The organism is Sphaerisporangium fuscum, from assembly GCF_018531465.1.
In the GTDB taxonomy this organism is placed as follows: domain Bacteria; phylum Actinomycetota; class Actinomycetes; order Streptosporangiales; family Streptosporangiaceae; genus Sphaerisporangium; species Sphaerisporangium fuscum.
In genome coordinates this window covers 185,985-212,894 of the sequence record NZ_JAHDTF010000017.1, presented here as the reverse complement: position 1 = coordinate 212,894, position 26,910 = coordinate 185,985, and the positions used below count along the sequence as shown (strand labels likewise).

Here is a 26,910-nt window from a genome sequence, read left to right as displayed (position 1 = left end):
GTGTTGACGCGAGAGCAAGGCGCGGCCAACACCGGGACCGTAGCGCAGACCAGGACACGGACAACGCCGAGATGGTGGCGCGGGGCGGGGTACCGACGTCGCCAGGACAGCGGGGCGGACCAGGGCAGCAGGCGATGCCGCACCTCCATCCCACTGCCGCGGCGCTGGGATCTGCTGAGGACAGCACCAGAAGAGGCGCCCTGGCCCGCGAACTCGCTACATACGCCAACGGCCCCGCCTCCTTTGGGGAAGCGGGGCCGACGTGGTGTTGAGCACCAGCCCGGTTACAGGGCCGACCCCCTCGGGAAAGGCCGGCCCTCGTACACCTTGAAACGCGTGAAGGGCCGGCCCCTTTTGAGGGGCCGGCCCCGTTCGCCGTGAAACGGGTGAAGGGCCGGCCCTCCGTTACCTCGAGTGGCGTGTGGAGGGCCGGGTCACGGTGTGGGTGGGCGGGGAGCTGGGGCGGGTGTCACGCCATGCGGGCGAGGGCCTGGCGGAGGCGTACGCTCGCGCGCTCCGCCTGCTTGCGGGCCCGTCGCACCTGCCTCATGCGGTGAATGAGGCGTTGCTCCTCGGCCTCGCGGTGGAGCGTCTGTATTCGGTCCCGGACCAGTTCTTCATGCATACACGGCAGCTCGGCGGTCCAGGAAGGAATGAAGCTCATGGAATTCGTCCTTTCAGATGGTGAAGCTCTAGTGAATAAGCCGGTTTTCAGGCTGCGACCGGAGTCTTGCGGGGACGACCCCGCGGCCTCTTCCTCGGAACGACGGTTCCCCGGAGGACCAGTTCGCCGCCCCAGACGCCCCACGGCTCCTCGCGCTCCAGCGCGCGGGCCAGGCAGGCCTCCCGGATCGGGCACCCTCCGCAGAGGGCCTTGGCGAACTCGACGTCTTCAGGGGCTTCGGCGAACCACAGGTCGGGGTCGGTACGACACGGGATATCGGCTTCGTCGACCAGCTCCCTGGTCGTCCAAACCGCCATCTGCGTCACCTTTCTGTCTGCTGTCTTGATCTGGTCGGTTACCTCGTGGGTGGTGGATGTGGCGGCTGTAAAACAAGAAGGCCGCGGATCCTGGTACGGATCCGCGGCCTGGAGGCTCTTCCAACCGGTCAGGTTGTGACCGGTTGCCTCCAGGGTTGCGGACCCTGCACCCCACCGTTGGCGGTGCTCGTGGTCTGCGGGTTGGGAACCCGACGGCCGAGAGCGGCCGGCTGGTCCACACCCATGCCGGTGGTGCCGTAGGCGGCGAAGGCAGCCGCGCCCAGACGGACCTGGACGTGGGCAGTCTTCTCCTGCCGCAGTTTGCGCTCGCCACTGGCCGCGAGGCCGAGCATGGCGGGCATGGTGATCGGAGCGAGAATGCCCCGGCCACCAGCGGCGAGAACGGCGGTGTCGTCAGCGCGCAGGGAAGCGAGCCACGGCGTGGCGGACATCGACATCAGGATCTGCTTCACGGTGGTCACCTCCCAATCGAGTGCGGGGTCGGACGGGGTCGTCCGACCGGCTTGTGCATGACTCTAAACGTGTACCCGGGAGCCGGGCAACTTATTTTCTACCTGCGATTTCACGGATTCGAGACACGGATCATGCACTCCTGCACGACCGACACCGCGAGTTCTCCGGAAGGGCTGAACATCTGTCCCTGGGCGAGACCGCGGGCGTTGCCCGACCACGGGGACTCCTGGGCGTACAGCACCCAGTCGTCCACCTTGAGCGGCCGGTGGAACCACATGGCGTGGTCGAGCGAGGCGCCGCTGACGTTGGACGCCCCCCAGGCCAGGCCGTGGGTCAGCAGGACGGTGTCGACGAGGGTGTAGTCGGAGGCGTAGGCGGCGAGGACGACGTGGAGCAGCGGGTCGTCGGGCAGGTCGGCGTCGTAGCGGAACCACACCTGGGTCTCCGATCCGCGTAGCGACGGGTCGCGGTTGGCCTCCCACGTGAGCGGGGTGACGTAGCGGGCGTCGACCGGACGCGGCCTGGCCAGCCAGTCGCGCCACGGCTCCCCGTCGCCCACGACGGCGCGCATGCGGTCCTGGAAGAGCGGCAGGGTCTCGGGATCGGGCACGACGGGCATGACGGCCGCCTGGTGGGCCACGCCCTCCTCCACGATGTGGAAGGACGCGGACATCGTGAAGATGGCCTTGCCGTGCTGGACCGCCACGACCCTGCGTGTGGTGAAGGACCGGCCGTCGCGGACCCGCTCGACGTTGTAGACGATGGGGATGGCCGGGTCGCCGGGCCGAATGAAGTAGGCGTGCAAGGAGTGGACGGCGCGGTCGGACGGCACCGTGCGGCCCGCGGCCACCAGCGCCTGTGCCGCGACCTGCCCTCCGAAGACTCGCTGGATGCGCTCTTCCGGGCTGCGGCCGCGGAAGATGTCCAGCTCGATCTGCTCGAGGTCGAGCAGATCGAGCACCTCCTTGAGCGCCTCGTTCACGTGACTTCCTCTCCGCGGCAGATCGAAAGAACGGCTTCGCCGTACCGCTCCAGCTTGACGCGACCGATCCCGGCGATCGCGAGCAGGTCTTCCTCAGTGGTGGGGACCCGCTCGGCCATCGCTTGGAGCGTCACGTCGGTGAAGACGACATAGGCGGGGACTTTCGCGTCTTTCGCCGCCTTTGCACGCCAGATCTTAAGGCGTTCGAGCAGGTTCTCGTCGAAGTCGGCCGGGCAGGTGGCGCAGCGGCCGAGCTTCTGCTCGGCGCCGGCGGTCAGGGTCTTGGCGCACACCCGGCACAGGATCGGGGTGGCGACGCGGGTCTGCACGGCGCGCCGAGGGGCACCGCCGGCCGTACGGCTCGCGCCCCCGCCGAAACCGCCGGAGCCGCCGGACCCGGCGAGCCCGGTGAGGCCGTCGAGGAAACGGGACGGGCGCCGGGCCTTGCGCCCGCCGGGGGACCGGGCGAGCGCCCAGGAGAGGTGGAGATGGGCCCGCGCCCGGGTGACGCCGACGTAGAGCAGGCGGCGCTCCTCTTCTATCTGCTCGGGGCTCTCGGCGTAGATGATCGGCATCATGCCGTCGGTGAGGCCGACGAGGAAGACGGCGTCCCACTCGAGGCCCTTGGCGGCGTGGAGGGACGCGAGGGTCACGCCCTCGATGGGCGGGGCGTGCTGCTCGGTGGCCCGGCGTTCGAGCTCGGCCACGAAGCGCGGCAGGTCGCCGCCCTCGGCGGCGATGTCCTCGGCGAGGTCGGCCAGGGCCTTCAGCGACTCCCAGCGCTCGCGCGCGGTGCCTCCTGCGGGCGCCTCCGGCGTGAGGCCGATGCCGCCGAGGATGTCGTGGACGGTGTGCGCGAGCGGCTGGTCGTCGTTCGCCGAGCGGGCGGCCCCCCGGAGCAGCACCACCGCCTGCCGTACCTCGGGACGCTCGAAGAACCTCTCGGCGCCGCGCAGGAGGTAGGGCACGCCGGCCTGGGTGAAGGCCTGCTCGTACACCTCGGACTGGGCGTTGACCCGGAACAGCACCGCGATCTCGCGCGCGGGCACGCCCTGGGCGACGAGCTCCTTGACGCGCCGGGCGACGAGCTCGGCCTCGGCCGGCTCGTCGTCGCACTCGGCGAACACCGGGCTCGGCCCGTCGGGCCGCTGGGCTACCAGCTCGAGACGGTGAGGGGTGCGGGCCCGGGCCAGCAGGTTGTTGGCCAGGCCGACGACCTGCGGGGTCGAGCGGTAGTCGCGGACGAGCTTGATCACCGTGGCCGAGGGGTGCTCGACACCGAAGCTGGTGAGGTAGCGCGGGGTGGCACCGCTGAAGGAGTAGATGGTCTGGTTGGGGTCGCCGACCACGCACAGGTCGTCGCGCCCGCCGAGCCAGGTGTCGAGCAGGAGCTTCTGCAGGGGGTTGACGTCCTGGTACTCGTCGACGACGAAGTAGCGGTACTGCTGGCGGATCTGGGTGGCCACCTCGCGGTGCTCGGTCATGACCGCGGCGGTGAGCTCGAGGATCGTCTCGAAGTCGACCAGGTGCCGCTCGCGCCGCAGCGTCTCGTAGGCGTCGTAGAGGCGCGCGACCTCCTCGGGGGCGACGGGCGGGGTGCGCCCGGCCTTCGCGGCGGCGGCCATGTAGTCGTCGGGCATGACCTGGGTGACCTTGGCCCACTCGATCTCGCTCGCGACGTCGCGCAGCTCGCCGCGGTCGGGGTTGCGCCGCAGCACGCGGGAGGCCTCCACCAGCAGCGGCAGCTTGGACTCGACCACCCTCGGGGGATCGCCGCCGATGACGCGGGGCCAGAAATAGGTGAGCTGGCGCAGCGCGGCGGCGTGGAAGGTGCGTGCCTGGACGCCGCCCACCCCGAGGGCACGCAGGCGCTGCTTGAGCTCGCCCGCCGCGCGTGTGGTGAATGTCACGGCCAGCACGCTCTGCGCGTCGACCACTCCGGTGGTGACCGCGTGGGCGATGCGATGGGTGATCGCCCGCGTCTTGCCGGTGCCCGCCCCCGCGAGCACGCACACCGGACCCCGGACCGCCTCGGCCACCTGGCGCTGCTCGGGGTCGAGCCCGGCGAGGACGTCGTGCGTCAACGGGGCCTCCTAACGTGCCGTGCGGACGGATGTGCTGGCATCATCCTCCCAGCAGTCGGCCTGCGGCGTCGCTCCGCCTGTGGACAACCGGTCGCACGCCCCGTGGATCATGCATGATCGAATCGGATGGCGTATGCAGAACTTAGGCGGCTTGCCCCACAATGGGGGCGTTGTGACTCCGGGGAAGGAAAGAGAACAGTGAGAAGTGCGGTAACCCTGAGTGCGCTCGCTCTGGCGGCCGTTCTTCTGGCGCCGGTGGCCGCGGAGGCCGCGCCGACTCCGACGCCGACGCCGACCCCGACCCCCTCCCCCACCTCCTCCGAGAGCACGTCGTCCTCGCTGGTCGTGCGCACCTTCTCGTACGGCCGGGAGTCGGCTCACCAGCGCATGGACGTGTGGTGGAAGCCGGACGCCGGGCGCCGCCCGGGGGTCTTCATCATCCACGGCGGGTGGTGGAGCGGCGGCGACAAGAAGTACATGAAGGCGGTCAGCCAGTCGTACGCCGACATGGGCTACACCGTCTTCAACATCAACTACCGCCTCTCCCAGGAGGCCGCGTGGCCGGCGCAGCGCACCGACACGCTCGACGCCATCGCGACGGCCCGCCGGCACGCCGACTTCTTCTCCTTCGATCCCGACCGGTACGTCGTCATCGGCTTCTCGGCGGGCGGGCACCTCGCCACGGCCGTCGGCACCTACAAGGACGGCCTTCCCGGGCTGCGCGGGGTCGTCGGGATCTCCCCGGTGGTGTCGCCGCTGACGGCGTTCAACGACGGCGAGGAGGGCGCCGACTACGACCGGCGCAAGCTGCGCCAGGCGGCCATCGCGCTCGCCGGGGGCTGCCTCCCCGAGGGGGCGTGCGCCAAGGTCTGGGCCAGCATGGAGGTGCCGTGGCACGCCAGCCGGCACGACGCGCCGGTGCTGACGGTGCACTCCAGCGACGAGTTCGTCCCCTCCTACGAGAGCGAGCTGCTGAAGGAGCGGCTCAACCGGGTGGGCGTGGCGATGAACATCCGCGTGGTGCCGGGGACGTACCACAGCAGCCCGCTGTACCGGGAGCCGGGCGTCGCCACCGGCGTCCAGGAGTGGGTGGCGGGCAAGCTCGCGGCGCCGGCGCGGTCCACCGCGACGCCCCAGCCGACCTCCACGCAGCGCTCGCCCCTGCCCAAGAGCACCTCGCGGGACTGACCGTCGCGGGTACCACGGCGGGGTAGGGAACATGCGCAATGCGGAAGGTGTTGCCACCTAGTGCCAACGCCAGTCGGAGGACGTGAAGGGATAAATCACGCTATGGCGCTCAAGGTGTACACCACCAGCTGGTGCGGTCCGTGCAAGCGGCTCAAGGGCCAGCTGACGCGGGAAGGCATCTCGTACGAGGAGATCGACATCGAGACCGATCCCGCCGCCGCAGAGTTCGTGATGAGCGTGAACGGCGGGAACCAGACCGTGCCCACCGTGGTCCTCCAGGACGGCAGGACCCTGACCAACCCCTCCGTCCTCCAGCTGAAGGGCCTGCTCGCCGCCTCCAGCTGAGCACTCCAACGTACGTGCGGCGCCGCCCCGAGGTTCCGGGGCGGCGCCGCTCGGCGTCTCAGGAAAAGAACGGCGGAGAGATCACCAGTCGCCGGGGAGGTAGGAGCCGTACCAGGTCTCGATGAGGCGGCGGGCGATCGAGACGCCCGGCGGGAGCCGGATGTCACCGTTCTCGACGGCCGCGCCGAGCTCGGCCCGGGTGAGCCACATGGCCTCGGCGATCTCGTCCGGGTCCACCTTGATCTCGGTGGAGGTGGCCTGCGCGAAGAATCCGAGCATCAGGCTGCGCGGGAACGGCCATGGCTGGCTGCCGAGGTAGCGGGGGGTGGCGACGGTCACGCCGACCTCCTCGAACACCTCGCGCGCCACGGCCTGCTCCAGCGACTCCCCCGGCTCGACGAACCCGGCCAGCACCGAGAACCGTCCCTCGGGCCACTGCGGGCCCCGGGCGAGCAGGCAGCGGTCGTCGCCGTCGTGGACGAGCATGATCACGGCGGGGTCGACGCGGGGGAAGTGCTGGCTGCCGTCGCTGGGGCAGACGCGCATGTGGCCGCCGGCGACGATGTCGGTGCGGGCGCCGCACCTGGGGCAGTGCTCGTGGGTGGCGTGCCAGGCCTCCAGGGCGACGGCGTTGACCAGCAGTCCCGCGTCGCGGTCGCCGAGCGCGGCACCCGCCCTGCGCAGCCCCTCGGAGGCGACGTCGGCCCAGTCGGGGACGTCCTGCACGACCTCGGCCACCTCGGTGCCCTGCGGCAGCGGCACGGGATCGGGCAGCGGCAGGGGCGTCGTGACCGCGACGGCGAAGTAGGCGACGCCGTCGGGATCGACGCCGAGGAGGTAGCGGTGGCCGGCGGGGGCCTCGTTCGGGGCGAGGAACACCAGCTCGGCCGTGCCGTTGTGCCGGCGGATCAGGGTGTTGCCGTCGTTGATCACCAGCACGCGGGTGGCGGGATCGGCCCACGCGGTCTTCAGCCAGGCCTCGTCGTTGCGGTGGAGGGCCGCCCTGTCGACCCCTCCTCTCGCCAGCAACAACGGTCCGAGCAGTGTCTGGTCGTGCGGAACATCCCCCACGTGTCGCCTCCTCCCAGCGGATTTTCCATCCTATGCCGGGAGCCAGGACCGTCCGAAATGCCTACAGCCTTGGGGCAACACGGACATTCGGCGTAGTTAGCATGTCGGGCAGCGAGCTGATCTCCGTCCAGCTAAGATGCCGTTACTTAGGTTAGCCTTACCTGATCTCGGGGGTGCCTGCGTGCGGCTGTACGTCACCGCGCTCAATCCGACCGATTCGGTCACCAATGGGTTTCTTCCCGCCGCCTCGGCGCTGGGATGCGAGGTGACACTGCTCACCGACCAGCCGGAACGTCACACGGGGGTGGAGACGATCCGCACGGACGTCCGCGACCCCCGCGCGCTGATCGACACCATCGCGCGGCACCACCGGCCGGACGCCGTCTTCTCCAACTCCGACCACATCCAGCCGGAAACGGCCCTCGCCGCCGGCTATTTCGGACTTCCCACCAAAGACTGGCGCGCCTGCCTCACGACCAAGAACAAGGCGCTCATGCGGCAGGCGCTCGCCGCCGCCGGGGTGGAGACCGTCCGGTCCGCACGGATCGCGCCCGGCGAACCGGTGCCGGCCGATCTGCCGTTCCCCGTGGTCGTCAAGCCCCGCGAGGGTGTGGCCAGCGAGGACGTCGTGCTCGCCCGCGACGGCGCGGAGCTGGAGGAGATCGTGGCCGCCGTCCGTTCCCGGCGTCCCGGCGCGACCCTGGTGGCCGAGGAGTACCTCGAAGGGCCGCTGCGCACGCTCGAGACGCTCGGCGACGGCCGTACTCTCCACGTGGTGGGCGGGTTCCGCACCACGCTCGGCCCGCTGCCGTACTTCGTGGAGGAGCGGCTCGACTGGGACCCCGTGGCCGACGAGCACGTGCTGCGTGCCCTCTCGGCGATCGGGGTGCGCTTCGGCGCCTGCCACACCGAGTACGTCGTCACCGAGCGCGGGCCGAGGATCGTCGAGGTCAACTACCGGCTCATCGGCGACTCGTGCGACTTCCTGACCGCCGAACTGCTCGGGGTGCCGCTGTTCGAGTGGATCCTGCGCGTCCACCTGGGCGAGCCCGTCCCGGAGCCGCCGGCGGCGTCCGGGCACGGCGCGGCGGTGAGCCTCGTCGCCGAACGGTCTGGCGTGATCAAGCGGGCCCCCGGCGACGTGGCCGAGACCGCCGACGGCGTACGGCTGCGCCACCGGCCGCTGCGCTCGGTCGGCGAGGAGGTCGAGCTGACCCACACCAACCGCGACTACCTTGGCCTGCTCACCGCCGTCGGGCCGGACGAGGCCGCGGTGGACCGGGCCGTGGCCGCCTTCCGCGCGCGCTCGCCGTGGGTCGTCGAGTGACGCCCCAGGAGGTACGTCCGCGCCCGTCCTCGGCGACCATCCCCGCCGAGCCGCCCGGGGCCACCACCGTCGTACGGCGCCGCGCCACTCCCACGCCCGCACGACCCGGCGGGCGGGACCCCGACGCGTACGTGGCCGCGCGCGTGCTGGACGCCCTGCTGAGGGAGGACTACGCCGGCCTGGCCTCCCGGATGACCCGCACCAAGGACGGCGTGCAGCTCCTGCTGCCCTCCGGACGCGGGGTGCGGCTCGCGCCCGGCCGCCTGTTCCAGGACTTCGTGGTCGCCGCCGGCGAGTCGCCGTCCCTGGAGGAGGTGCTGGACGCCCTCGCCTCCGTCGCCGATCCCGCCGACGCCGACGGGGTGGCCGCCTTCGTCGAGGAGTGCCTGGCGGCCGTGCGCGCGCACGAGCTGCACGAATCACGTCGTGACGAGGTACTGGCCCGGCTCGCGGGCGAGCCGCGCTCCTCGACGCTGGTCTACGAGACGCTTGGTGCGTTCGCGGACCACCCGGTCTACCCGACCTCGCGCGCCCGGCTCGGCATGAGCGACGAGGAACTCGCGGCGTACGCGCCGGAGTTCGCGCCGAGCTTCCGGCTGCGGTGGGCGTCGGTGCCGGCCGACCAGGTCACGATGACCGGCGACCTGCCCGGCTGGTGGCCGGCCGCCGGCGCCTCGCACGTGCGGTTCCCGGTGCACCCGCTGACCGTGCCCGCCGTGACCGGCATACCCGGGGTGACGGTCCTGGACGAGCCGTACCTGGTCGTGCGCCCCACGTTGTCCATGCGGACCGTGGAGGTCGAGGACCGCGCCCACCTCAAGCTGCCCCTCACCACCAGCACGCTGGGTAGGCGCAACCGGCGGTCCATCAAGCCCGCCACCCTGGGGGACGGCGCGCGGGCCGAACGGCTGCTGCGCGAGGTGCTGGCCAGGGAGCCGGACCTGCCGGTGGTGCCGGCCGACGAGCAGACCTACGCCCACGCCGGGCACGAATACCTCGCCTGGATGGTCCGCCGCCTGCCCCAAGGGGAGATCGTGCCGGTGGCGGCCCTGCCCGCGCCGTCCCCCTGGCCCTCGGCCGGGCCACGCGTGCTGGACGAGGTGGCCGCCCGGCACCGCGGCGGCGACGTCACGGCCCTCCTCCGCGAGTACCTGCGGGTGCTGCTGGCGTGGAACGTCCGGCTCTTCGTCGTCTACGGCATCGCGCTGGAGGCCCACCAGCAGAACCTCGCCCTGGTGTTCGGCCCGAGGGAAGGCGCCGGGCCGGGCGGCGCGCGGATGCGGCTGCTGGTGAAGGACAACGACGGGCTGCTCGCCTCGCCCGACCGGCTGCTCGCGGCGGGCCTCGCCGTGCCCGCCTTCACCGACCCGCGCATGCTCACCGACGACCCGCACGCGCTGGCCGACGTGTTCGTGACGATCACCCTTCACCTGGCCGCCGCGGCCGTCGCGTTCGAGGCCGGGCACGGCGAGCTCGTCGCCGAGACCCTCCGGGACGTCCTCGCCGAGTACGGGGGCCACCCCATGGCCCGGCTGCTGCGGGCCCGCACCCTGGAGGCGGCCCGCCTCGTCGGCAAGTCGATGGTGAGCGCCGGGACCCTGGTCGAGCGGGGACGCGTCGCGGCCGCCGACATCAACAAGCACTACGGCACCAGCGGGCCGAACTACCTGCGCCGCCACCCCCGCAGAGAGGCAGGCCGATGAACGTCGTGCTGGAGTCATCGGTCGGCGGCGCCGAGGCGGTGGCGGAGGAGGCGTCGCTGGCGGCGCTGCTGCGCTGCTGCGTACGGGAGGTGGCGGGCCCGCGCGGCCAGGTGTGGCCCGCCGATCCCTACCTGCTGCTGCGCCTGGCGGGCAGCCTGTTGCGCGTGCCCACTTCCGGCGGGCTGGCGCTGCGGTTCGACGGCCCGGCCGAGCGGCTGGAGGGCGGTTCGTGGCGTCCCCTTTCGCTGGACACGCTGGTGGGGCTGGTCGAGACCGAGCTGACCGGGCACGACCTCGCCGAGGGCGAGCCGGGCGGGGGCGTCCTTGCGAGGACCGCGCCGGGCGGGCGCAACGAGGAGTTCGCGGGGCAGGTGGCCGGGAGCCGGGCCGCGATCTCGGCGATGCTGCGCGAGCGGGCGGGCACGGCCCCGCCGGAGGATCCGTGGCTGGCGTCGGAGCAGGCGCTGGTGTTCGGGCACCCGTTCCATCCCTCCCCGAAGGCGCGGGGCGGCTCGGGATGGCTGCGGTACGCGCCCGAGGCGCACGCCGCGTTCCCGCTCCGGTTGCTCGCCGTGCGGGACGACCTGCTGGCCGCCGAAGGCGACACCGGCGCGATCGACGGGCTCGGTGACGCGCCGGCCGGGTACACCCTGCTGCCCGCCCATCCCTGGCAACTGGAGCTGCTGAAGGCGGAGCTCGCCGCCCCGCTCGCGGACGGGCGGCTGGCCGACCTCGGGTACGGCCCCGGCCTCGCCGTGCCGACCTCGTCGGTGCGGACGGTGTACGAGCCGCGGATCGGCAAGTGCCTGAAGTTCAGCGTGGACGTGCGGATCACCAACTGCGTGCGCAAGAACGCCTGGTACGAGCTCGCGGCGGCCGTCGAGCTGAGCGGGCGGCTGGAGCCGGTCTTCGCCGACCTCGCCGCGCGCTTCCCCGCCACGCGCTGGCTGCCCGAGCCGGGGTACCGGTCGGCGTCCCTCGGCACCCGGCTGCTGGAGGGCCTCGGGGTGATCGTCCGGTCGAGTCCGTGGGAGGTGACGGGGCCGGGGGTCACGCCCCTGCTCGCGGGCGCCCTGGCGGCGCCGGGCGGCACGGTTCCCGCGGACGGGATGCCTGGTGCGGCGGGTCCTGTGGACGGTGTACGGGCGGCCGCGATGGAGGCGTTCGCGCGTGAGCCGCTGCGCTGGTGGGGGGCCTACGTCGAGCTGGTCGCGCCGCCGGTGCTCGACGCGTACTTCCGGCACGGCGTGGTGCTGGAGCCCCATCTGCAGAACGTGCTGGTGGGAGTGGACGCCGAGGGCATGCCGGCCGAGGCGGTGTTCCGGGATCTGGAGGGCACGAAGCTGGTCGCCGGACGGCACGACCTGGCGTCCCTTCCGGATCCGGTCAGCAGATCCACCACCTATGACGCCACCCGCGGGTGGAACCGCGTGGTCTACTGCCTCATGGTGAACCATCTTCCCGAGATCGCCGCCACGGTCGCCGGGTCGGCGGCGCCCCATGCCAGGGACGAGCTCCTGCGCGAGCTGTGGGCGGACGCCCGAGCCCGCGTGGCGGCGTACGCCGGCGGGAGCGGCCGTCCGATGCCCCTGTCCGACCTGCTGGCCGGCATGCCACTGCCCGCCAAGGCCAATCTCACCACCCGCTGGAGCCGCTCAGCCGACCGCGACGCCGGCTACGTCCCGGTCGCCAACCCCTTCGCCGGGGCAGCCGGAGCACCGGCATGACCGGCCCACGTCCCTGTCAGCCTCCTTTCCGGAGCATGCGCATGACGGACCTTTCGCCCGCATCCGGGCACATCGCCATCCCCGAGCGCGTGCGGGAGCGTGCCGTACGCCTCGCCGACGCGCTGCCCGCCTACGTCTACGACCTCACCGACCTCGACCGGCACTCCGCCGCCGTACGGCGGGCCCTGCCCGGCATCGAGCTGTACTACGCCGTCAAGGCCAACCCCGACCCCGCGCTGCTGCACACCCTCGCGCCCTACGCCGACGGGTTCGAGGTGTCGTCCGTCGGCGAGGTGACCCACGTGCGGACGGTGCTGCCCGACGCCCGGCTCGCCCTCGGCGGGCCCGGCAAGACCGACGCCGAACTGGGCCTGGACGTCCACCGCGTGCACGTCGAGAGCCCCGGCGAGCTGCGCCGGCTGATCGCGGTCGGCGGGCCGGTCGACGCGCTGCTCCGCGTGAACCTCGACGTCCCCGTGGAGGGCGCCTCACTGACGATGGGCGGTGGGGCCACACCGTTCGGCATGGACCCGGACGGGGTGCGCGAGTGCCTGGAACTGGTACGCGGTCAGAACCGCGTGCGGCTCCGCGGAATCCACGCCCACCTCGCCAGCGGACTGCACGCCCCCGAGCTGCTCGACCTCGCCAAGGAGGTGCTGGCCTTCGGCCGGGAGCTGGACGCCACCGAGATCTGTCTCGGCGGCGGCATGGCGGTGTCGTACCGCGACCCGGAGGAACGGTTCGACTGGGAGGCGTACGGCCAGGGGCTCGGGTACCTGCGCAACCGCGGCGAGACGCTGCGCGTCGAACCCGGGCGGGCGCTCACGGCGTACTGCGGGTGGTACCTCACCCGCGTGCTCGACGTGAAACGGGTGCACGGCGAGGTGTTCGCCGTGGTCACCGGCGGCACCCACCACCTGCGTACCCCCGTCGCCAAGGGCCACGACCAGCCCTTCGCCGTCCTGCCCACCGGCCGCCCGGACACCGGCGTGACCGACGAACCGGTCACGATCGTCGGCCAACTCTGCACCCCGAAGGACGTCCTGGCCCGCCGCGTCGTCACCTCCCTGAACATCGGCGACACCGTCGCCTTCGGCCTGGCCGGCGCCTACGCGTGGACCATCTCCCACCACGACTTCCTCATGCACCCGAAGCCGGGCTTTCACTACCTGACGTGACGTCGGCCTTCCCGCGCGTTCACGTCGACCGCCGCATGACCGACGGTCAGGTCACCGAAACGAATTTCCTTCCGAGAGCGCGGGAAATCGTGAGTTGCCCGAGGCGTTGTTGAAGCACTAGGGTGAATAACGTGACTGCCGGGTCGGCCATGGGCCACGAGCGAGTGAGGCACCCGGCCTCGGAGTGACTCCGGGGCGGGCGAGAGCCCCGCCTTTCCTGTTTCCGCGTTCTTGTCGCGGCTCGCGTGCCCGCAAGAGCCTTCCGACCCGCTTATCAGCAGCGCCGCCATGCCCTGACATGCCCTTCTGGCGTCCGGACGGCCGGCCGTCGACGTTCTCGCCGACCTGATTTCCACCCGCCCTGCCGGCGGTTCCCCATATTCCGCTATTCCGCCCCGGGTGCTTTAGACGCGCCCCATAGGCGGTTATTCGTCATGCCCGCGAAACATTCCGCGGCACGACCTGTCCGGAGAAGAAAGCAGACAATGCCATTGGATTTCAACAAGCACGTCATCGAGGAGTTCCGCGCCAACCAGGGACGGGTAGGCGGCCCATTCGAGGGAGGCCGGCTGCTCCTGCTGACCACCGTCGGAGCACGCTCGGGCGCGCCGCACACGACCCCGCTCGGCTACCTCCCCGACGGTGACCGCGTCCTGGTCATCGCCTCGGCCGGCGGCGCCCCGAGGCACCCGGCCTGGTACCACAACCTGGTCGCCAACCCCCGGGTCACCGTCGAGAGCGGCGTCTTCACCTACGAAGCGGACGCCGTCGTCCTCTCGGGCGCCGAACGCGACCAGGCCTTCGCGCGGGCCGCCGAGGCCGATCCCGGCTGGGCCGCCTACCAGGCCAAGACGAGCCGCATCCTTCCCGTGGTCGCCCTCCAGCCCGTACCGGGTCCGCCGAAGCCGAACGCCGCTTCCTGGGGCGCCCACCTGAAGCACGTCCACGACGGGTTCCGCCGGGAACTGGCCCTGATCCGCGAGGAGATCAAGCGTTCGGGTCCCGGGCTGGGCGCGCAGCTCCGGGTGAACTGCCTCACCGTCTGCCAGGGGCTGCACCATCATCACACCGGCGAGGACATGGCCATCTTCCCCCTCCTCGCCCAGCGCCATCCGGACCTCGCCCCGACCCTCGAACGGCTGAGCGTGGAGCACGAGAAGATCGCAGCGCTCCTGGACGACCTCCAGAGGGTGATCGCCGACCGTGGCGCCGGCCCGCAGGCGGTGCTCTCCGAGGTCGAACGGCTCACGACCGAGCTCGAAGGCCATCTGACCTACGAGGAGGAGCAGCTGATCCCGATCCTCGACGCGACGGTTCTCTGACCGGACCGTCCGCGCCGGGCAGCCTGCCCAGTCGCGACGGACGGCCGTGGCGACCCACAGGCCGACCGGCACCGGCGGTCTCCGGCCACTCCGCGTGGTACCTGCCTCGTCCCGTCCTCAGAGAGAACGCGGTGGAGATGGCCTGGGAGTGGACGCCGGGGGCATGGGGCGTGGTCTCACTCAAAGGCCAGGGCGTCGACCGCACCAAGGCCCATCGCGTGGCGGAGAGCGTCCTGCCGATGCCGCAGGAGTGACCGGCCGGCGGTCTCGCGAGCCGTCAGGAGGAGACGGCCACGGCGGTGCGGAAGGTGGCCGGGTCGTCGAGGTGGCCGAGGATGTACGCGGCCAGGTCGGCGCGGGAGGTGCGGGAGCCGACGCGCTGGGTGGCGCCGACGCTGGCACGCGGGCGGCCGGTGGCGGGCCGGTCGGTGAGACCGGTGGGGCGTACCGCCGTCCAGTCCAGATCGGTGGCGGCCAGCAGCTCCTCCATGCGGAGCATGTCGGTGTAGGTGTCGCGCATGACGCGGTACAGGAGGCGGGTGAACAGCCTGGTCACGGGACCGGCGTCGGCGGGGGCCGCCAGGCCCGCCGAGGACAGCACGATCAGCCTGCGGGTCGTGCCCATCGCACCGGCGATGGACGCGGTGCCGGCGGAGTAGACGGTCGTGGGCCCGCGCCCGGCGGACCCGAGGGCGGAGATGACGGCGTCGTGGCCGGAGAGCAGGCCGTCGAGGGTGCCGGGCCGCAGGACGTCGGCCGCCCGCACCGTGAGGCGGGCGTCCGCGGCCCTCGCGACGGTGGACGTGCCACTGTCCGCCGGGACGCCGGGCCGCACGCGCAGGGCGTCCGGGTTGCGGGCGATCGCGGTGACCTGGTGCCCGGCGGCCAGGGCCTGCTCGACGATGATCTTGCCGGTACGGCCGGCGGCGGCCACGACGGCGATGGAAGCCATGATCGTCGTTCTCCTCGGGGTCGGGTCGGCGGGTCAGCGGGAGGTGCGGGGCTTGGTTGCGGGCTGGAACCTGAAGGAGATGGCCTCCATCAGGCTCTGCCGCTTGGTCTTCTGGATGGCGGCGACGCGCCACTCGCCGTCCGCCTCGCGGACGATCGTGTAGGTCTGCACCTTGCCGAGCTTCTTGGGCTTGCCCTTGTGGACGTCGCCGCGGCTGACGACGACGGCGGTGTGGGCGCCGTAGAAGCGGATGTCCACGATCTCCATGGTCAGGCTGGTGCCCTTGAGGAAGCTGTCGAACAGGGCCTGGTGGGCCCGGCCGATCTCCTCGCCGCCCTGGTAGATGGTGCCGACGAAGGTGACGTCGGTCGCGTCGGCGGTGAAGGTGCGGCCGTACGCGGCGCCGTCACCGCGGTTCCAGGCGTCGCGGGCCCGCTCCAGCAGGGCGCGGATGGCGGCGGTGTCGTTCTGGGTGGCGCTGGTGCTGTTCATGTCTCTACCCTTCCATGGTAACTTCTCGAGAGAAGTTTCTTCGTTGAAGATTTCTCTTCGTTGAGGAAGAGATTAGGGAGTGGGCAGGATGATGTCAACACCGGCGGTGCCGCCGGACGCGGGAGCGGTCTACCGTCGCTACCTCAGCGCGGTACTGCTGCACGGGCAGGCCAGCGCGCGGGCCTGCGATCTGGGCGCCACGGATCTGTACGCGCTCAACATCCTGGAGCTGCGCGGCGCCATGACACCCGGCGAGCTCGGCGACCGGGCCGGCCTGACCACCGGCCCCACCACCCGGCTGATCGACAGGCTGGAGGCGGCCGGGTACGTCCGCCGCACCCCTTCCCCCGACGACCGCCGCAAAGTGATCGTCGAGCCGGTCGGCAAGCCGGCCCAACTGGACGAGGTCATGACCCCGGCACGGGAGAAGGTCGGCGAGATCCTCCGCGGATACACCCCGGAGCAGTTGCAGGTGCTCTTCGACTACTTCAGCCGCGCCACCACCGCCTACCAGGAGGCCACCGAAGACCTCCGGGACTGAATCCGCACACGGCGGGCGATGCAAGCCGGCTGGTGACCGGCGCGGCCGATGGGCGTATGGCGGCCGGTCGGCGTACGGCCACCGGTCGGGAACGGCACGGCCGGTCGGGAGCGGCGCGGCCCGTCGGCGTACGGCGACCGGTCGGGAGCGGCGCGGCCGGTCGGCGACCGGCTCGGAAACGCGGGAAGGGCCCGCAACGGGGCCCTTCTGTTTCGGTTTCCGCTTCCGAGGGGGTCCCGGCTCAGCCGGTCATCCCGTCCAAGGTCCCGTCCTTGACGCTCCTCCGGAAGACGCCCCACTCGGCCGCCCCAAAGCGCAGGACCGGCCCTGCCGGCCGCTTGCTGTCACGTATCGCAACGTCATTGCCGGTCAACGAGGCGAGCTCAACGCAGTCGCCGCCGTTGTTGCCGCTGTACGAGGACTTGACCCACCTCGCGTTCGTCAGGTTTTCCACAGGCACCCCCTCCTGATGGGCCCACTCACCTACTTCAGGCCATGAGGCCGTCGAAGTCACCCGCCTTGACACTTCTGCGGAACACGTTCCACTCAGCCACCGGGAAGCGCAGGACAGGACCGTGGGAGGACTTGCTGTCGCGTATGGCGATGCCATTGCCGGACAGGGACGCGAGCTCTACGCATTCGCCCCCATTGCCGCCGGAGTACGAGGACTTGATCCATTTGGCGTTCGTCAGCTCGTCCATCTGTCCATCCACTCCTTGATCAGATTCAATGATCCGTCCCGTGGAAGCGCGCTGGCTCGCACCGCTTCGTACCGCACCTGGATGTCCCGTACAACTTTGGTTTGGGCGGTCACGTGACCTTGACCGGCGGATTCAAGGTAGACAACCTCACGACCATCTCGCAGCTGAGCGAGGAAGAATCCTCCCAGCAATCCTGCGGTGCATCCTGACATAAGTGGAACTATCTGGATCGTGACACAGGGATGCTCCGCCATGGTCAAGAGATGCTCCATCTGCCCCCTCATGACGGCAGGACCACCTATGGGCCGTTGGAGGACCCCCTCATCCAGAACGGCCCACAGCATGGGAGGGCTTTCGCGCTCGAAGAGGGCTTGCCGCTCAAGACGAGCAGCCACCCCTTTCTCGGCCCTTTCGGAAGTGATGCCGGGCTCTCCCCGGAAGATCGCCCGCGCGTAGTCGGCGGTCTGGAGGAGCCCCAGGACCAGATTCGGCTGCCAGGCACGCAACGTCAGCGCCTGCTGCTCCGCCTCCAGCCACGGATAGAACCAGCGTTCGTTGCCATCAGAGCGACATTGCTCCCACACCTGGATCAATGCCCCATTCACCCCCAGGGCCTCGTCGCACTGCTCGACGAATTCCCTAAATTGGGGCAGGCGCATACCCCTTTCGATGGCTCCTATCGCCGCTCCCGTATAACCGATCCTTCGTCCCACCTGGGACTGGGTCATGCGTACTTCCTGGCGGAGTTTACGCAGCTCGAACCCGAAACGAGCGGCGGGGGAAGCCTCGGGGTTGATCTTTGGCTGACGCGGCACCTGACCTCCACGCAACGGAATGCAACCGAACGCAATGGCAGACAACCGCGTAAGCGCAACACCGTTGTCACCATTCCCTTACGCACAGTAGATGTCGCACGTCAGCCTTGAAGGGCGAATCGAACCGGCAACGAAAAGGTAGCCGTCATGCCACAGGAAATCCCACCTCACACCATCCCTCAACCCCGGGAATCCGAACATCCAACCGAAAAAGCCGACGAAACCGAGGCCAGCCCCTGCTCACCAACCAGGGAAACCAGGTCCGCCTCTTACGCACCGACCAGGAACAGTCCCGGGACGACGAACGAAACCGTCCCCGAGAAGCGGGCCGAAGAGGACGCCGAGCTGCTCGCCCTCCTCCAGCGCCACCTGACCGGCCAGAGCATTCCCTGCCGTGTCTTCAAGACGATCCACATGGTCATGGGCACCGACAAGCTCATGCCCCAGCGCACCTGGAGACGTACCGAGATGACCGTGCACGGCATCACCGACGGGAAGGCCCGGGCCAGGGTCACCGTCCGCACCAAGTTCGCCGGCGCCCCCACCTACCTGGTCACCCCCACCGACGACCGCCCGGAGTTCCAGTTCCCCCTCAACCAGGTCTCCGAGGTCTTCCGCTGGCTCACCCTCCTGGCCCGCGACGAACTCCACTGACGAGCCACGTCACGAGCCGTGACGCCGCCGGGCCGTCCGGACCGCGGTCCCGCAGCGGGCGCCGGGCCCCGGGTCACGCGACCGGAACCCCGTCCTGCCGGTTGACGACGCTCCAGTCGTCCTTGCCATGCCCCTCCTCGACGGCCCGGGAGAAGATCGACAGGACGGCGTCGAGGATCGGGTGGCCGCCCTCCCCGGCCATGCGCTGGGCGTAGGCCAGGTCCTTCCTGGCCCATTCGGCGGAGAAGTTGATCGGCTCGGGCGGGGTCAGGAGGCTGTTCCACGCCAGTCCGGTGACCACTCCACCGGGCCTCTCGACGAGCGCCTCGCCGACCTGCCGCGGGTCCAGCCCGGCCGCGACGGCCATCTTCAGGGCCTCCCCGAAAGCCGCGAAGTGGACCGCCTGCAGGGCGTTGAGCACCAGCTTGAAGCGGGTGCCGGCACCGACCGGCCCGAAGTGCCTGACCTGCCGTGCGATCGCCCGCAACACGCCGTCCAGTTCGGTCAGCCTGCCGGGGTCGCCGCCGACGAGCATCACCAGATTGCCGGTCCTGGCCCCTTCCGCGCCCCCGGTGACCGGCATGTCGAAGAAGGTCAGTCCGCGCTCGGCACACGCGGCGGCCAGTTCGGCCACCCAGCCCACCGACAGCGTCGCCGAGGAGATCACCACCGTGCCGGGCCTCACACCGGCCAGGATTCCCTCGGCGCCGAACCACACCTGCCGGGAGGAGGCGTCGTCGGCGGTGACCTCGAAGACCACTTCGGCCCCGGCGGCCGCCTGCGCCGGGCTCGCCGCCTCGGCCAGGCCGGGGACGCGTCCGGGGGTCCGGTTCCACACGGCCACCTCGTGCCCGTTCGCGGCCAGGTTGGCGGCCATGCCCCGGCCCATGATCCCCAGACCCACCACTGCGACGTTCGTCATCGTGCTCGCCTCTCTTTCTCGATCCGCGGTATGTACGGCAGCCTGTCAGCGCGGTGAGCGGCGGCGGCAGACCCGCCCAAGGGGGGCCCTGACAGGGCACCCCTCCCGGAATCGGCGCACGGCATACTCGACTCGTGAGCAACAAGACCGACTTCGGGGAGTTCCTGCGTTCACGAAGGGCCCGCGTGTCACCGCAGGACGCCGGACTGCCCGCCACCACCGGACGCCGGCGCACCGCCGGGCTGCGGCGCGAGGAGGTCGCGATGCTCGCCGGTCTGAGCATCGAGTACTACACCCGCCTGGAACAGGGCAAGCAGAGCAACCCCAGCCGTCCGGTGCTCGAAGCCATCGCCACGGTCCTGCGTCTGGACGACGACGAGCGGCGCCATCTGTTCGAGCTGGCCGGAGCGCCCGTCGAACAGGGTCCGTCGCTGGAGCCGTCGCGGACCGTCCGCGCGGAGGTGCGGCGGCTGCTCGACATCGTCCGGCCGCATCCGGCGTACGTGCTCAGCCGGGCCAGCGACCTGCTCGCGACCAACGAGGCGGGCATGGCGCTGCTCCCCGGCGTCGAGCAGTGGCCCGTCCACGCCCGGAACACCGCCCGCTACACCTTCCTGCATCCCGACGCACGGCGCGTGTACGACAACTGGGACGAAGTGGCCGCGGCCACGGTGGCCCACCTGCGGTCCGCCGCCGGAGCGCGTCCCGACGCGCCCGACCTGACCCGGGTGATCGGGGAACTCCTCGCCGAGAGCGAGGAGTTCGCCAGGCTGTGGGAGCGTTACGACGTGCGGACCAAGACCAACGGCGTCAAGCGGTTCGACCATCCGGCGGTGGGGCGCATGACGCTGAGTTACGAGGTCCTGGAGGTGGCCCGCAGCGACAACCACCGGCTGGTGGTCTACCAGGCCGAGCCCGGCACACCAGATCATGACGCGATGCTGCTCCTCGGCCTGACCGCGGACATCTCCACCGCGACGGGTCGTCAGCCGCGCGCGGCCGACCACTAGGAGGCGGGGGGCGGTTTGCCCGGTACGGGCGATGACGAGATCGTGGCGGCCGCGAGGACGGGGGACGAGTCCGCGTTCGCGGTGCTCGTCGAGCGTCATCGCGGGGAGTTGCGGGCGTACTGCTATCGGATGCTCGGCTCGTTGGACGAGTCGGAGGATCTGGTGCAGGAGACGTTCCTGCGCGCCTGGCGAGGTCTGGGCGGCTTCGCCGGCCGCTCGACGCTGCGCGCCTGGCTCTACCGGATCGCCACGAACGCCTGCCTCGACGCACTCGACGGCCGGGCACGGCGGGTGCTCCCCCACCACGTGGCCGCGCCCGCGGATCCCGGCGCGCGGTCGCCACCCCGTACCGACGTCGCCTGGCTGCAGCCCTACCCCGATCGGCTGTGGGAGCCGGCCGCGTCGAGCGAGGCGGAGCCGGACGCCGTCGCCGTCACCAGGGAGACGCTGGAGCTGGCCTTCCTGGCCGCGATCCAGCATCTGCCACCCCGGCAACGCGCCGTACTGATCCTCTGCGACGCGCTCGGCTGGCCGGCCAAGCAGACCGCGACCCTGCTGGAGGCCAGCGTCGCGTCGGTCAACAGCGCGCTGCAGCGGGCCCGGGCGACGTTGAAGAACCATCTGCCCGAGCACCGCCTCGAATGGACGGCGGCGCGGCCCACCGAGCAGGAGCGGAAGGTGCTGCGGCGGTACATGGACGCCCTCGAACGCGCCGACATCGCCGCGGTGGCCGACATGCTGGCCGAGGAGGTACGGGCGACGATGCCGCCGTATCCGATGTGGTACCAGGGGCGGGAGGCGGTGCTGGTGACGCTGGCGGCCAGCTGGGACCCCGGCCTGCCGGGCTACGTGGGCCGGTTCCGCACCGTGGCCACCCGGGCCAACGGGCGGCCGGCGCTGGCGGCCTACGTACGGGGGCCGGGCGCGCCCGCCTACGACGCCTTCGCCATCGGCGTCCTGCGGATCGAGGACGGTGTGATCGCGGAGATCACGGCCTTCCACGATCCCGGCCTGTTCCCGGCGTTCGCCCTGCCCATGACGCTGCCGCCGGCCGACCGATGACTTTCCGCTCGATCCGCCGTCTCAACCGGGGTCAACCGAAATCCGATCCCACGGAGGCGGATCATGAGCAAGATCCTGTACTCGGTCACCATGTCGCTGGACGGCTTCATCGCCGGCCCGGGTGGCGACATGTCGTGGCTGACCGAACACCTGGGGCAGCCCAACGCGGCGGTCAAGCAGCTCATCGGCGAGATCGGCTCGCTGCTCGTCGGCAACCGCACCTTCCGCGGTGACGACCCGCACAAGGGCACGACCCAGGAGGGCAAGCCGTTCGGCGGGGGATGGAGCGGAACCCAGGTCGTGCTCACCCACCACGTCCCCGACACCACGATCCCCGGGGTCACGTTCGCGGGCGACCTCGACAGCGGCGTCAAGGCGGCCAAGGACGCCGCGGGCGGCAAGTACGTCAACATCCTCGGCGCGAACGTGGCCCGGCAGTGCCTCGAAGCGGGTGTGCTCGACGAGATCTTCGTGTTCGTCGCCCCCGTCCTGCTCGGCGACGGCGTCCGTCTGTTCGACCATCCGGGCGGGACGAACGTCAAGCTGGAACGTCTCGGCGTGAGCCACGCGCCGAACGCGACGAACCTCCGGTTCCGCGTGGTCCGCTGAGACCTCCGGTCGTCCTGGTGGCTCCTGTACGCCCCGGACCGGCGAGATCTGACGTAGTCAGATCCCGCGTATTGTGCGTTTCCCCGGGTTCCGGAGAGGGTTGCCTCAGATCGGTCCGGTGAACCTCGACGTCCAGTGATCAGGAACGCAGTCACGCTCCGGTCATAGGGAGATTCCATGCTCTTCTACGTCCAGATGAAGTGGAATCACGAAGGCCGAGTCAGCCTCGATGAGCTTTGGGACATCGAGGTGGACGAGGCGGCGCACGTTCTGAAGTCGATCGAATCCGGGTTCTGCCTCGGCATATGGAAGGTGGCCGCGCAGAAGCGACTGATCGCGATCGTCGACTCGCCCGATGCCGAGGAACTGGACCGCACGGCGCTCGGACGGCTCCCGATGCGGGAGTACCTCGAGTACGAGGAGGTCTGGCCGCTGCGGGACTACCTCGGGTTCGTCGAGGACGTGAAGAAGGGCTACCAGGTGTGACCGCCTCGGGGGGGCGGGGCGGCGCCCCGCCCCCCCCGACGCCTTCGAAAGGTCACAGGCGATACCAGCCACATTTCCTTCCTGGCCGCCGCCCCGGCACGATCCATCCCCAGACACTCCCCCCGAACGCCTGTCGTCACAGGCAGCCGTCCCTGCGAGTCCCGCCTGCCTGTTGAGGCTTCTTCCAACGACACTCAGGGAGTGATCAGCATCAGGCCATGGTGAACGTTGAAGTCCTCGAAGTCCTTGACGTTCAAAGTGGCGAGGGGGAGGCCGTGTGTCAGGCAGCAGGCCGCGATCCACATGTCGTTCATAGGGCGGGGCCGGCCGCGTTTCGTAGCGGCAGCGGCAAGCTTGCCCCAGGTGACGGCCACGTCTTCATCGCCCGGTAGAACGGGAACAGCGACAAGCCATTCAGCAAGCGCTCCACGGCTCCGCATACCCCAGTCGCGAACTTCCATCCACTTGGTGAGCTCGGCGAGTGTGACAAACGTGATCAGCGGAACAGCACCCACCAGCTTGGCCGCCAGGCTCGCGGGCAGTCTGCGTTTGTGGATCAAAGAGGAGGCGTCGGTGTCCAAGACGACAGCAGACATGATGACGAGCTGCCTCTACGCCACCTCGGAGTGACGCTCGGCATGGATGAAGGCCAGAAAGTCATCCAGCTCTTCGTCGCTTTCGAACGTGTCCGCTGCAAGATCCCCGATGGACCGGATCGGCCGTGCATGCTTGGCCCTGATCAATTCGTCGACCGAAGTCTTCTTACGGACAGGCGGGAAGATCGGGTGATCCGGCTGGCTCTCGCTCATGATGTCCCCCTTGCCCTTCCTGCTGCTTCCCAGCGTACGGGTCCTGCCCGCTGATCGCATGGCTCTTCTGGATGTCGTCGCATCACGACCCGGCCGTCAGCGGTCCTCGGGGATGGATTCGATGAGGCGGACCAGGCCCTTGGCGTCGAGGAGGTCGACGGGGCGGACGGTCTGGTTGGCCTTCACGTAGTGGAAGGCGGCGCCGACCTTGGTGAGCGGGACGCCGGCGAGGTGGGACCAGGCGAGCCGGTAGGCCGCCAGCTGCACCGCGGCGGCCTTCGCGGCGCGCCCGCGCGGCGGCTCGCCGGTCTTCCAGTCGACCACCACGAAGCCGTCGCCGTCGGGGAAGACGGCGTCCATGCGCCCGCGCACCAGCCGATCGGCGATCATGGTCTCGAACGGCACCTCGAGGTCGATCGGCTCCATGCCGGCCCACCGGCTCTCCTCGAAACGCGCCTGCAGCTCGGCCAGCTGCACGTCGGCCTCGGACAGGTCGTCGGAGGCGCCGGGGAGGTCGAGGTCGTCCAGCAGCCGCTGCTGGCCCCAGCGGCCCTCCAGCCAGCGGTGGAAGGCCGTGCCCCGGCGGGCGAGCGGCGCGGGCTTGTGCGGCAGCGGGCGGCGGATCTGCCGCGCCAGCGCGGACGGGTCGGAGGCGAGGGTGACCAGCGACGACACGGTCAGGTGGGCGGGCAGCTCCACGACGGCACCGCCGCGCCGCCGCTGCTGGTCGCGCTCGCGCAGCAGCAGCTCGGTGTCACGCGCCCAGGCCCGGACCCGGTCGCGTTCCCACTCCCGCATCGGCGTCTCCTCCCCCGACGGCGCCGGGGCGGACACGCCGTTGATGGCGTCCATGACCATCTCGGCCCCGCCGCGCACGGCCTCGTACCGCTCGCCGTCCGGGGTGACGGGCCACTCGGCGGCGGGCGGCTCGGCGAGCAGGGGGTTGACGGCGTCCTCCCCGGTCTCCGGCGCCCAGTGGGCCACCCGGCCGCAGGCCTCGCGGATCTCCAGCAGGAAGTCCGACGGTTCGAGCGGCCTTGCGGCCGTCCCCCAGCGGTATCCGGAGGCGATCAGCAGGTAGTGGGCGCGGGTGACGGCGACGTAGGCGAGCCGCCGTTCCTCCATCAGATCGCGGTCACGGCAGAGCTCGTCGAACTCGGCCAGGTCGTCCTTCTCGAGCCCGTTCAACGCCGGCAGGTCGGACCGGTCGCCGCGCAGCGGGTACGGCAGCTTGCGGGGGTTCTCGGTCCAGCGGGAGTTGGTGGCGGGCGTGGCGGGGAACACGCTGCCCTTGGCCAGCCCGCCCTTCTGCGTGGTGATCTGCGACAGTCCTGGGACGATCACCACGGGCCATTCGAGGCCCTTGGAGGCGTGCACGGTCATGAGCTTGACGCTGTTGGTCTCGCCGACCCGCCCGGCCTCCAGCCCGAACTCCTCCGACTCGGCGGCCTTGAGGTAGGCGAGGAACGCGCCGAGCGTGGGATCCTCGGCGTCGCCGGCGAAGCGGGAGGCCGCGTCGAGGAAGGCGTCGAGGTCGGCGCGGGCGGTGAGCGGGCCGCCGCCCCGCGCCGCCACCTCGACGTCGAGCCCGAGGCGCCGCTCGACCTCGGTGATCAGGTCGGGCAGCGGCTGCCCGGCGTGCGCCCGCAGCACCCGCAGCTCCTGGGCGAGACGCGGCAGCCGCCGGCGCGCGAGCGGTGAGAAGGGCTCCAGCCATTCGGGACGTTCGGGCAGCTCGTCGAGGGCGTCCACGAGGCTGCCGCGCTCCTCGGCCATGTCGGCGACGACCTGCTCCAGCGGGTCGTCGGCCACCGGCCCGCGGCGGTCGGCGACGGTCAGCTCGCGGGCAAGGTCGCCGAGCACCTTCAGGTCGGCGGGGCCGATGCGCCAGCGCGGGCCGGCGAGGAGCCGGACGAGCGCGTCGCCCGCCGTCGGCTCGTACAGCACGCGCAGCGTCGCCACGACGTCGGCCACCTCGGGGACGGTGAGGAGGCCGCCGAGGCCGACCACCTCGACGGGGATGCCGCGCGCCTCCAGCGCCCGGCGCAGGGCCGGGAACTGCGCGCGCTTGCGCGCCAGGATGGCGAAATCCTGCGGCTGGAGGGCCAGGGGACCACCCCACACCCCGCTGGACTTGACCTTGTCACGGACCTTGTCGCGCTCGCCGTCCCCCCAGGGCAGGCCGTCGGGCGCGGACTCACGTCCGAGCATGCGGACCACGCCCTCGGCGATCCAGTCGGCCTCGTCGTCGGCGGTCTCGTGGAAGGCGCAGACGGCGCGGCCGCGTCCGACGCGGTTGTCGCCGGGGACGAGCACCGGGACCTCCCCGGCCTCGGCGCGCAGGGGCTTCTGCACCTGTTCGGCGACGTGGAGGACGCCCTCGCCGTTGCGGAAGCTGACCGAGAGCTTGCGCACGGCGGCCGGCTCGCCGTTGACGGCCGGGAAGTCGCGGACGAAGCGCTTGAGGTTGCCGGAGGAGGCGCCGCGCCAGCCGTAGATCGACTGGCAGGGGTCGCCCACGGCGGTGACCGGGTGGCCGCCGCCGAACAGCGCGCGCAGCAGGACGAGCTGGGCGTGGCTGGTGTCCTGGTACTCGTCGAGCAGGACGACCGAGAACCGCCCGCGTTCGACCACGCCGACCTCCGGGTGCCGGTCGGCGATGCGGGCGGCCAGGGCCATCTGGTCGCCGTAGTCGATGACCTCACGCGCGCGCTTGAGCCGGTCGTAGGCCTCCACCAGGGGGAGGAACTGCTCGCGGACGTCCTGCGTGCGGACGGGCCTGCGCTGGGCGAGGGTGGGCCGCCCGTCGAGCTCGGCGTACCGCTCGGCGAGCCAGTGGCCGATCTCGCGGACGTCGCCCGGGGTGCGCAGGTGCTCGGACATCTCGCCGGCCAGCTCCAGGACGGCGGCGGTGACCGACGCCGGGGCGAGGTCGACGCGGTCCATCGGCCCGTCGTACTGGCCGACCACGCGCGCGGCCATCTGCCACGAGATGGCCGGGGTCACCAGGCGCATGGTCGGCTCCAGCCCCTCGCGCAGGGCGTGGTCGGTCACCAGCCGCGCGGCGTAGGCGTGGTAGGTGGACACCGTGGGTTCGGCGTCCAGCAGCTCGGCCGGGGCGAGGCCGACCTCGGCGAGCCGGGTGAGGCGCTTGCGCACGCGGGCGGCCAGCTCGGCGGCGGCCTTGCGGGTGAAGGTGAGGCCGAGCACGCGCTCGGGGCGGACGAAGCCGTTGGCGACCAGCCAGACCACCCGGCCGGCCATGGTCTCGCTCTTGCCGGAGCCCGCGCCCGCGACGACGACCATCGGCGCGAGCGGCGCCTCGATGACGGCGGCCTGCTCGGGGGTGGGCGGCGGGATGCCGAGCTTCTCGGCCAGCTCGTCCGGCCCGATGAGAGCCGGACGCGGCCCCTCCCCGCCGGGCGCGGGCGCGGCCTCTTGCCCTAGCGCCATCTTTCGCCCATCGCCTTCGCCG

General features: G+C 71.1%; 29 protein-coding genes. 14 read left to right on the top strand and 15 right to left on the bottom strand.

Annotated features, from left to right (window positions below):
- Positions 1–469 precede the first annotated feature (469 nt).
- From KIK05_RS22410 to KIK05_RS22390, 5 genes are all read right to left on the bottom strand, one after another.
- Positions 470–664 (bottom strand): putative WhiB-interacting protein, encoded by a 195-nt coding sequence (locus KIK05_RS22410; RefSeq protein ID WP_214412778.1) that lies wholly within the window; start codon positions 662–664, stop codon positions 470–472.
- Between the two features lie 47 nt (positions 665–711).
- Complete coding sequence (locus tag KIK05_RS22405; protein WP_214412735.1) at positions 712–981, bottom strand: WhiB family transcriptional regulator; 270 nt, start codon at positions 979–981, stop codon at positions 712–714.
- A 128-nt stretch (positions 982–1,109) separates the two neighbouring features.
- Positions 1,110–1,454 (bottom strand): hypothetical protein, encoded by a 345-nt coding sequence (locus tag KIK05_RS22400; RefSeq protein WP_214412734.1) that lies wholly within the window; start codon positions 1,452–1,454, stop codon positions 1,110–1,112.
- A 110-nt stretch (positions 1,455–1,564) separates the two neighbouring features.
- Positions 1,565–2,437 (bottom strand): acyl-CoA thioesterase, encoded by an 873-nt coding sequence (locus KIK05_RS22395; RefSeq protein ID WP_214412733.1) that lies wholly within the window; start codon positions 2,435–2,437, stop codon positions 1,565–1,567.
- The gene (locus tag KIK05_RS22390) at positions 2,434–4,521 is read right to left on the bottom strand and encodes an ATP-dependent DNA helicase UvrD2 (protein WP_214412732.1); all 2,088 of its coding nucleotides are present in this window, start codon (positions 4,519–4,521) and stop codon (positions 2,434–2,436) included. Before KIK05_RS22390 ends, KIK05_RS22395 begins: the two co-directional genes overlap by 4 nt.
- 198 nt (positions 4,522–4,719) lie before the next feature.
- Here KIK05_RS22390 and KIK05_RS22385 point away from each other — a divergent pair, with 198 nt between their 5' ends.
- Positions 4,720–5,709, top strand: coding sequence for an alpha/beta hydrolase (locus tag KIK05_RS22385; RefSeq protein ID WP_308250058.1), 990 nt, complete (start codon positions 4,720–4,722; stop codon positions 5,707–5,709).
- A 102-nt stretch (positions 5,710–5,811) separates the two neighbouring features.
- Entirely contained in the window at positions 5,812–6,054 is a 243-nt protein-coding gene (locus tag KIK05_RS22380) for a mycoredoxin (RefSeq protein ID WP_214412730.1), read from the top strand.
- Between the two features lie 81 nt (positions 6,055–6,135).
- Here the strand turns inward: KIK05_RS22380 and nudC are convergent, their stop codons facing one another.
- Positions 6,136–7,125, bottom strand: coding sequence for an NAD(+) diphosphatase (gene nudC, locus KIK05_RS22375; RefSeq protein ID WP_214412729.1), 990 nt, complete (start codon positions 7,123–7,125; stop codon positions 6,136–6,138).
- A gap of 181 nt (positions 7,126–7,306) precedes the next feature.
- Here nudC and KIK05_RS22370 point away from each other — a divergent pair, with 181 nt between their 5' ends.
- From KIK05_RS22370 to KIK05_RS48230, 6 genes are all read left to right on the top strand, one after another.
- Entirely contained in the window at positions 7,307–8,452 is a 1,146-nt protein-coding gene (locus KIK05_RS22370) for an ATP-grasp domain-containing protein (RefSeq protein WP_214412728.1), read from the top strand.
- Complete coding sequence (locus KIK05_RS22365; RefSeq protein WP_308250057.1) at positions 8,449–10,155, top strand: IucA/IucC family protein; 1,707 nt, start codon at positions 8,449–8,451, stop codon at positions 10,153–10,155. Before KIK05_RS22370 ends, KIK05_RS22365 begins: the two co-directional genes overlap by 4 nt.
- Positions 10,152–11,882 (top strand): IucA/IucC family protein, encoded by a 1,731-nt coding sequence (locus KIK05_RS22360; protein ID WP_214412727.1) that lies wholly within the window; start codon positions 10,152–10,154, stop codon positions 11,880–11,882. The genes KIK05_RS22365 and KIK05_RS22360 overlap by 4 nt, the downstream gene beginning before the upstream one ends.
- 41 nt (positions 11,883–11,923) lie before the next feature.
- Positions 11,924–13,060 (top strand): alanine racemase, encoded by a 1,137-nt coding sequence (locus tag KIK05_RS22355; RefSeq protein ID WP_214412726.1) that lies wholly within the window; start codon positions 11,924–11,926, stop codon positions 13,058–13,060.
- A 485-nt stretch (positions 13,061–13,545) separates the two neighbouring features.
- The gene (locus tag KIK05_RS22350) at positions 13,546–14,382 is read left to right on the top strand and encodes a nitroreductase/quinone reductase family protein (protein WP_214412725.1); all 837 of its coding nucleotides are present in this window, start codon (positions 13,546–13,548) and stop codon (positions 14,380–14,382) included.
- Between the two features lie 131 nt (positions 14,383–14,513).
- Positions 14,514–14,636, top strand: a complete 123-nt coding sequence (locus KIK05_RS48230) for a hypothetical protein (protein ID WP_284681387.1) — start codon at positions 14,514–14,516, stop codon at positions 14,634–14,636.
- A 23-nt stretch (positions 14,637–14,659) separates the two neighbouring features.
- Here KIK05_RS48230 and KIK05_RS22345 read toward each other — a convergent pair whose 3' ends face one another.
- Together KIK05_RS22345 and KIK05_RS22340 are read right to left on the bottom strand one after the other, a co-directional pair.
- On the bottom strand, positions 14,660–15,334 hold the full coding sequence (locus KIK05_RS22345) for an NAD(P)-dependent oxidoreductase (RefSeq protein WP_214412724.1): 675 nt from the start codon (positions 15,332–15,334) through the stop codon (positions 14,660–14,662).
- Between the two features lie 33 nt (positions 15,335–15,367).
- Positions 15,368–15,826 (bottom strand): SgcJ/EcaC family oxidoreductase, encoded by a 459-nt coding sequence (locus tag KIK05_RS22340; RefSeq protein ID WP_214412723.1) that lies wholly within the window; start codon positions 15,824–15,826, stop codon positions 15,368–15,370.
- Positions 15,827–15,914: 88 nt separating this feature from the next.
- On the opposite strand from KIK05_RS22340, the gene KIK05_RS22335 reads away from it, so the two are divergent.
- The gene (locus KIK05_RS22335; protein ID WP_250563214.1) at positions 15,915–16,367 is read left to right on the top strand and encodes a MarR family winged helix-turn-helix transcriptional regulator; all 453 of its coding nucleotides are present in this window, start codon (positions 15,915–15,917) and stop codon (positions 16,365–16,367) included.
- Positions 16,368–16,608: 241 nt separating this feature from the next.
- On the opposite strand, the gene KIK05_RS22330 is transcribed toward KIK05_RS22335, so the two are convergent.
- Genes KIK05_RS22330 through KIK05_RS22320 form a run of 3 tightly spaced genes read right to left on the bottom strand, consistent with a single transcriptional unit; the run spans position 16,609 to position 17,883 of the window.
- Positions 16,609–16,821: a DUF397 domain-containing protein gene (locus KIK05_RS22330; protein ID WP_214412777.1), complete on the bottom strand. Its 213-nt coding sequence runs from the start codon at positions 16,819–16,821 to the stop codon at positions 16,609–16,611.
- A 34-nt stretch (positions 16,822–16,855) separates the two neighbouring features.
- The gene (locus tag KIK05_RS22325) at positions 16,856–17,068 is read right to left on the bottom strand and encodes a DUF397 domain-containing protein (RefSeq protein WP_214412722.1); all 213 of its coding nucleotides are present in this window, start codon (positions 17,066–17,068) and stop codon (positions 16,856–16,858) included.
- On the bottom strand, positions 17,056–17,883 hold the full coding sequence (locus KIK05_RS22320; protein WP_214412721.1) for a helix-turn-helix domain-containing protein: 828 nt from the start codon (positions 17,881–17,883) through the stop codon (positions 17,056–17,058). The genes KIK05_RS22325 and KIK05_RS22320 overlap by 13 nt, the downstream gene beginning before the upstream one ends.
- A 420-nt stretch (positions 17,884–18,303) precedes the next feature.
- On the opposite strand from KIK05_RS22320, the gene KIK05_RS22315 reads away from it, so the two are divergent.
- On the top strand, positions 18,304–18,537 hold the full coding sequence (locus KIK05_RS22315; protein ID WP_214412720.1) for a hypothetical protein: 234 nt from the start codon (positions 18,304–18,306) through the stop codon (positions 18,535–18,537).
- 73 nt (positions 18,538–18,610) lie between these two features.
- On the opposite strand, the gene KIK05_RS22310 is transcribed toward KIK05_RS22315, so the two are convergent.
- On the bottom strand, positions 18,611–19,459 hold the full coding sequence (locus tag KIK05_RS22310; protein WP_214412719.1) for an NAD(P)-dependent oxidoreductase: 849 nt from the start codon (positions 19,457–19,459) through the stop codon (positions 18,611–18,613).
- Between the two features lie 134 nt (positions 19,460–19,593).
- Between KIK05_RS22310 and KIK05_RS22305 the strand changes: the two genes are divergently transcribed.
- The 4 genes from KIK05_RS22305 to KIK05_RS22290 all read left to right on the top strand — a co-directional run bounded on the left by KIK05_RS22305 (position 19,594) and on the right by KIK05_RS22290 (position 22,626).
- Complete coding sequence (locus KIK05_RS22305) at positions 19,594–20,469, top strand: helix-turn-helix transcriptional regulator (protein WP_214412718.1); 876 nt, start codon at positions 19,594–19,596, stop codon at positions 20,467–20,469.
- A 15-nt stretch (positions 20,470–20,484) separates the two neighbouring features.
- The gene (locus KIK05_RS22300; protein WP_250563212.1) at positions 20,485–21,531 is read left to right on the top strand and encodes a sigma-70 family RNA polymerase sigma factor; all 1,047 of its coding nucleotides are present in this window, start codon (positions 20,485–20,487) and stop codon (positions 21,529–21,531) included.
- A gap of 63 nt (positions 21,532–21,594) precedes the next feature.
- Positions 21,595–22,140 carry a dihydrofolate reductase family protein gene (locus KIK05_RS22295; protein WP_214412717.1) on the top strand — a complete coding sequence of 182 codons (546 nt, stop codon included), beginning with the start codon at positions 21,595–21,597 and terminating at the stop codon, positions 22,138–22,140.
- Positions 22,141–22,317: 177 nt separating this feature from the next.
- Positions 22,318–22,626, top strand: coding sequence for a muconolactone Delta-isomerase family protein (locus KIK05_RS22290; protein ID WP_214412716.1), 309 nt, complete (start codon positions 22,318–22,320; stop codon positions 22,624–22,626).
- A 194-nt stretch (positions 22,627–22,820) separates the two neighbouring features.
- On the opposite strand, the gene KIK05_RS22285 is transcribed toward KIK05_RS22290, so the two are convergent.
- From KIK05_RS22285 to KIK05_RS22275, 3 genes are all read right to left on the bottom strand, one after another.
- Positions 22,821–23,207 carry a type II toxin-antitoxin system VapC family toxin gene (locus KIK05_RS22285; RefSeq protein WP_214412715.1) on the bottom strand — a complete coding sequence of 129 codons (387 nt, stop codon included), beginning with the start codon at positions 23,205–23,207 and terminating at the stop codon, positions 22,821–22,823.
- Between the two features lie 30 nt (positions 23,208–23,237).
- Positions 23,238–23,435 (bottom strand): hypothetical protein, encoded by a 198-nt coding sequence (locus tag KIK05_RS22280; RefSeq protein ID WP_214412714.1) that lies wholly within the window; start codon positions 23,433–23,435, stop codon positions 23,238–23,240.
- Positions 23,436–23,531: 96 nt separating this feature from the next.
- Entirely contained in the window at positions 23,532–26,888 is a 3,357-nt protein-coding gene (locus KIK05_RS22275) for an ATP-dependent helicase (protein WP_214412713.1), read from the bottom strand.
- Positions 26,889–26,910 lie beyond the last annotated feature (22 nt).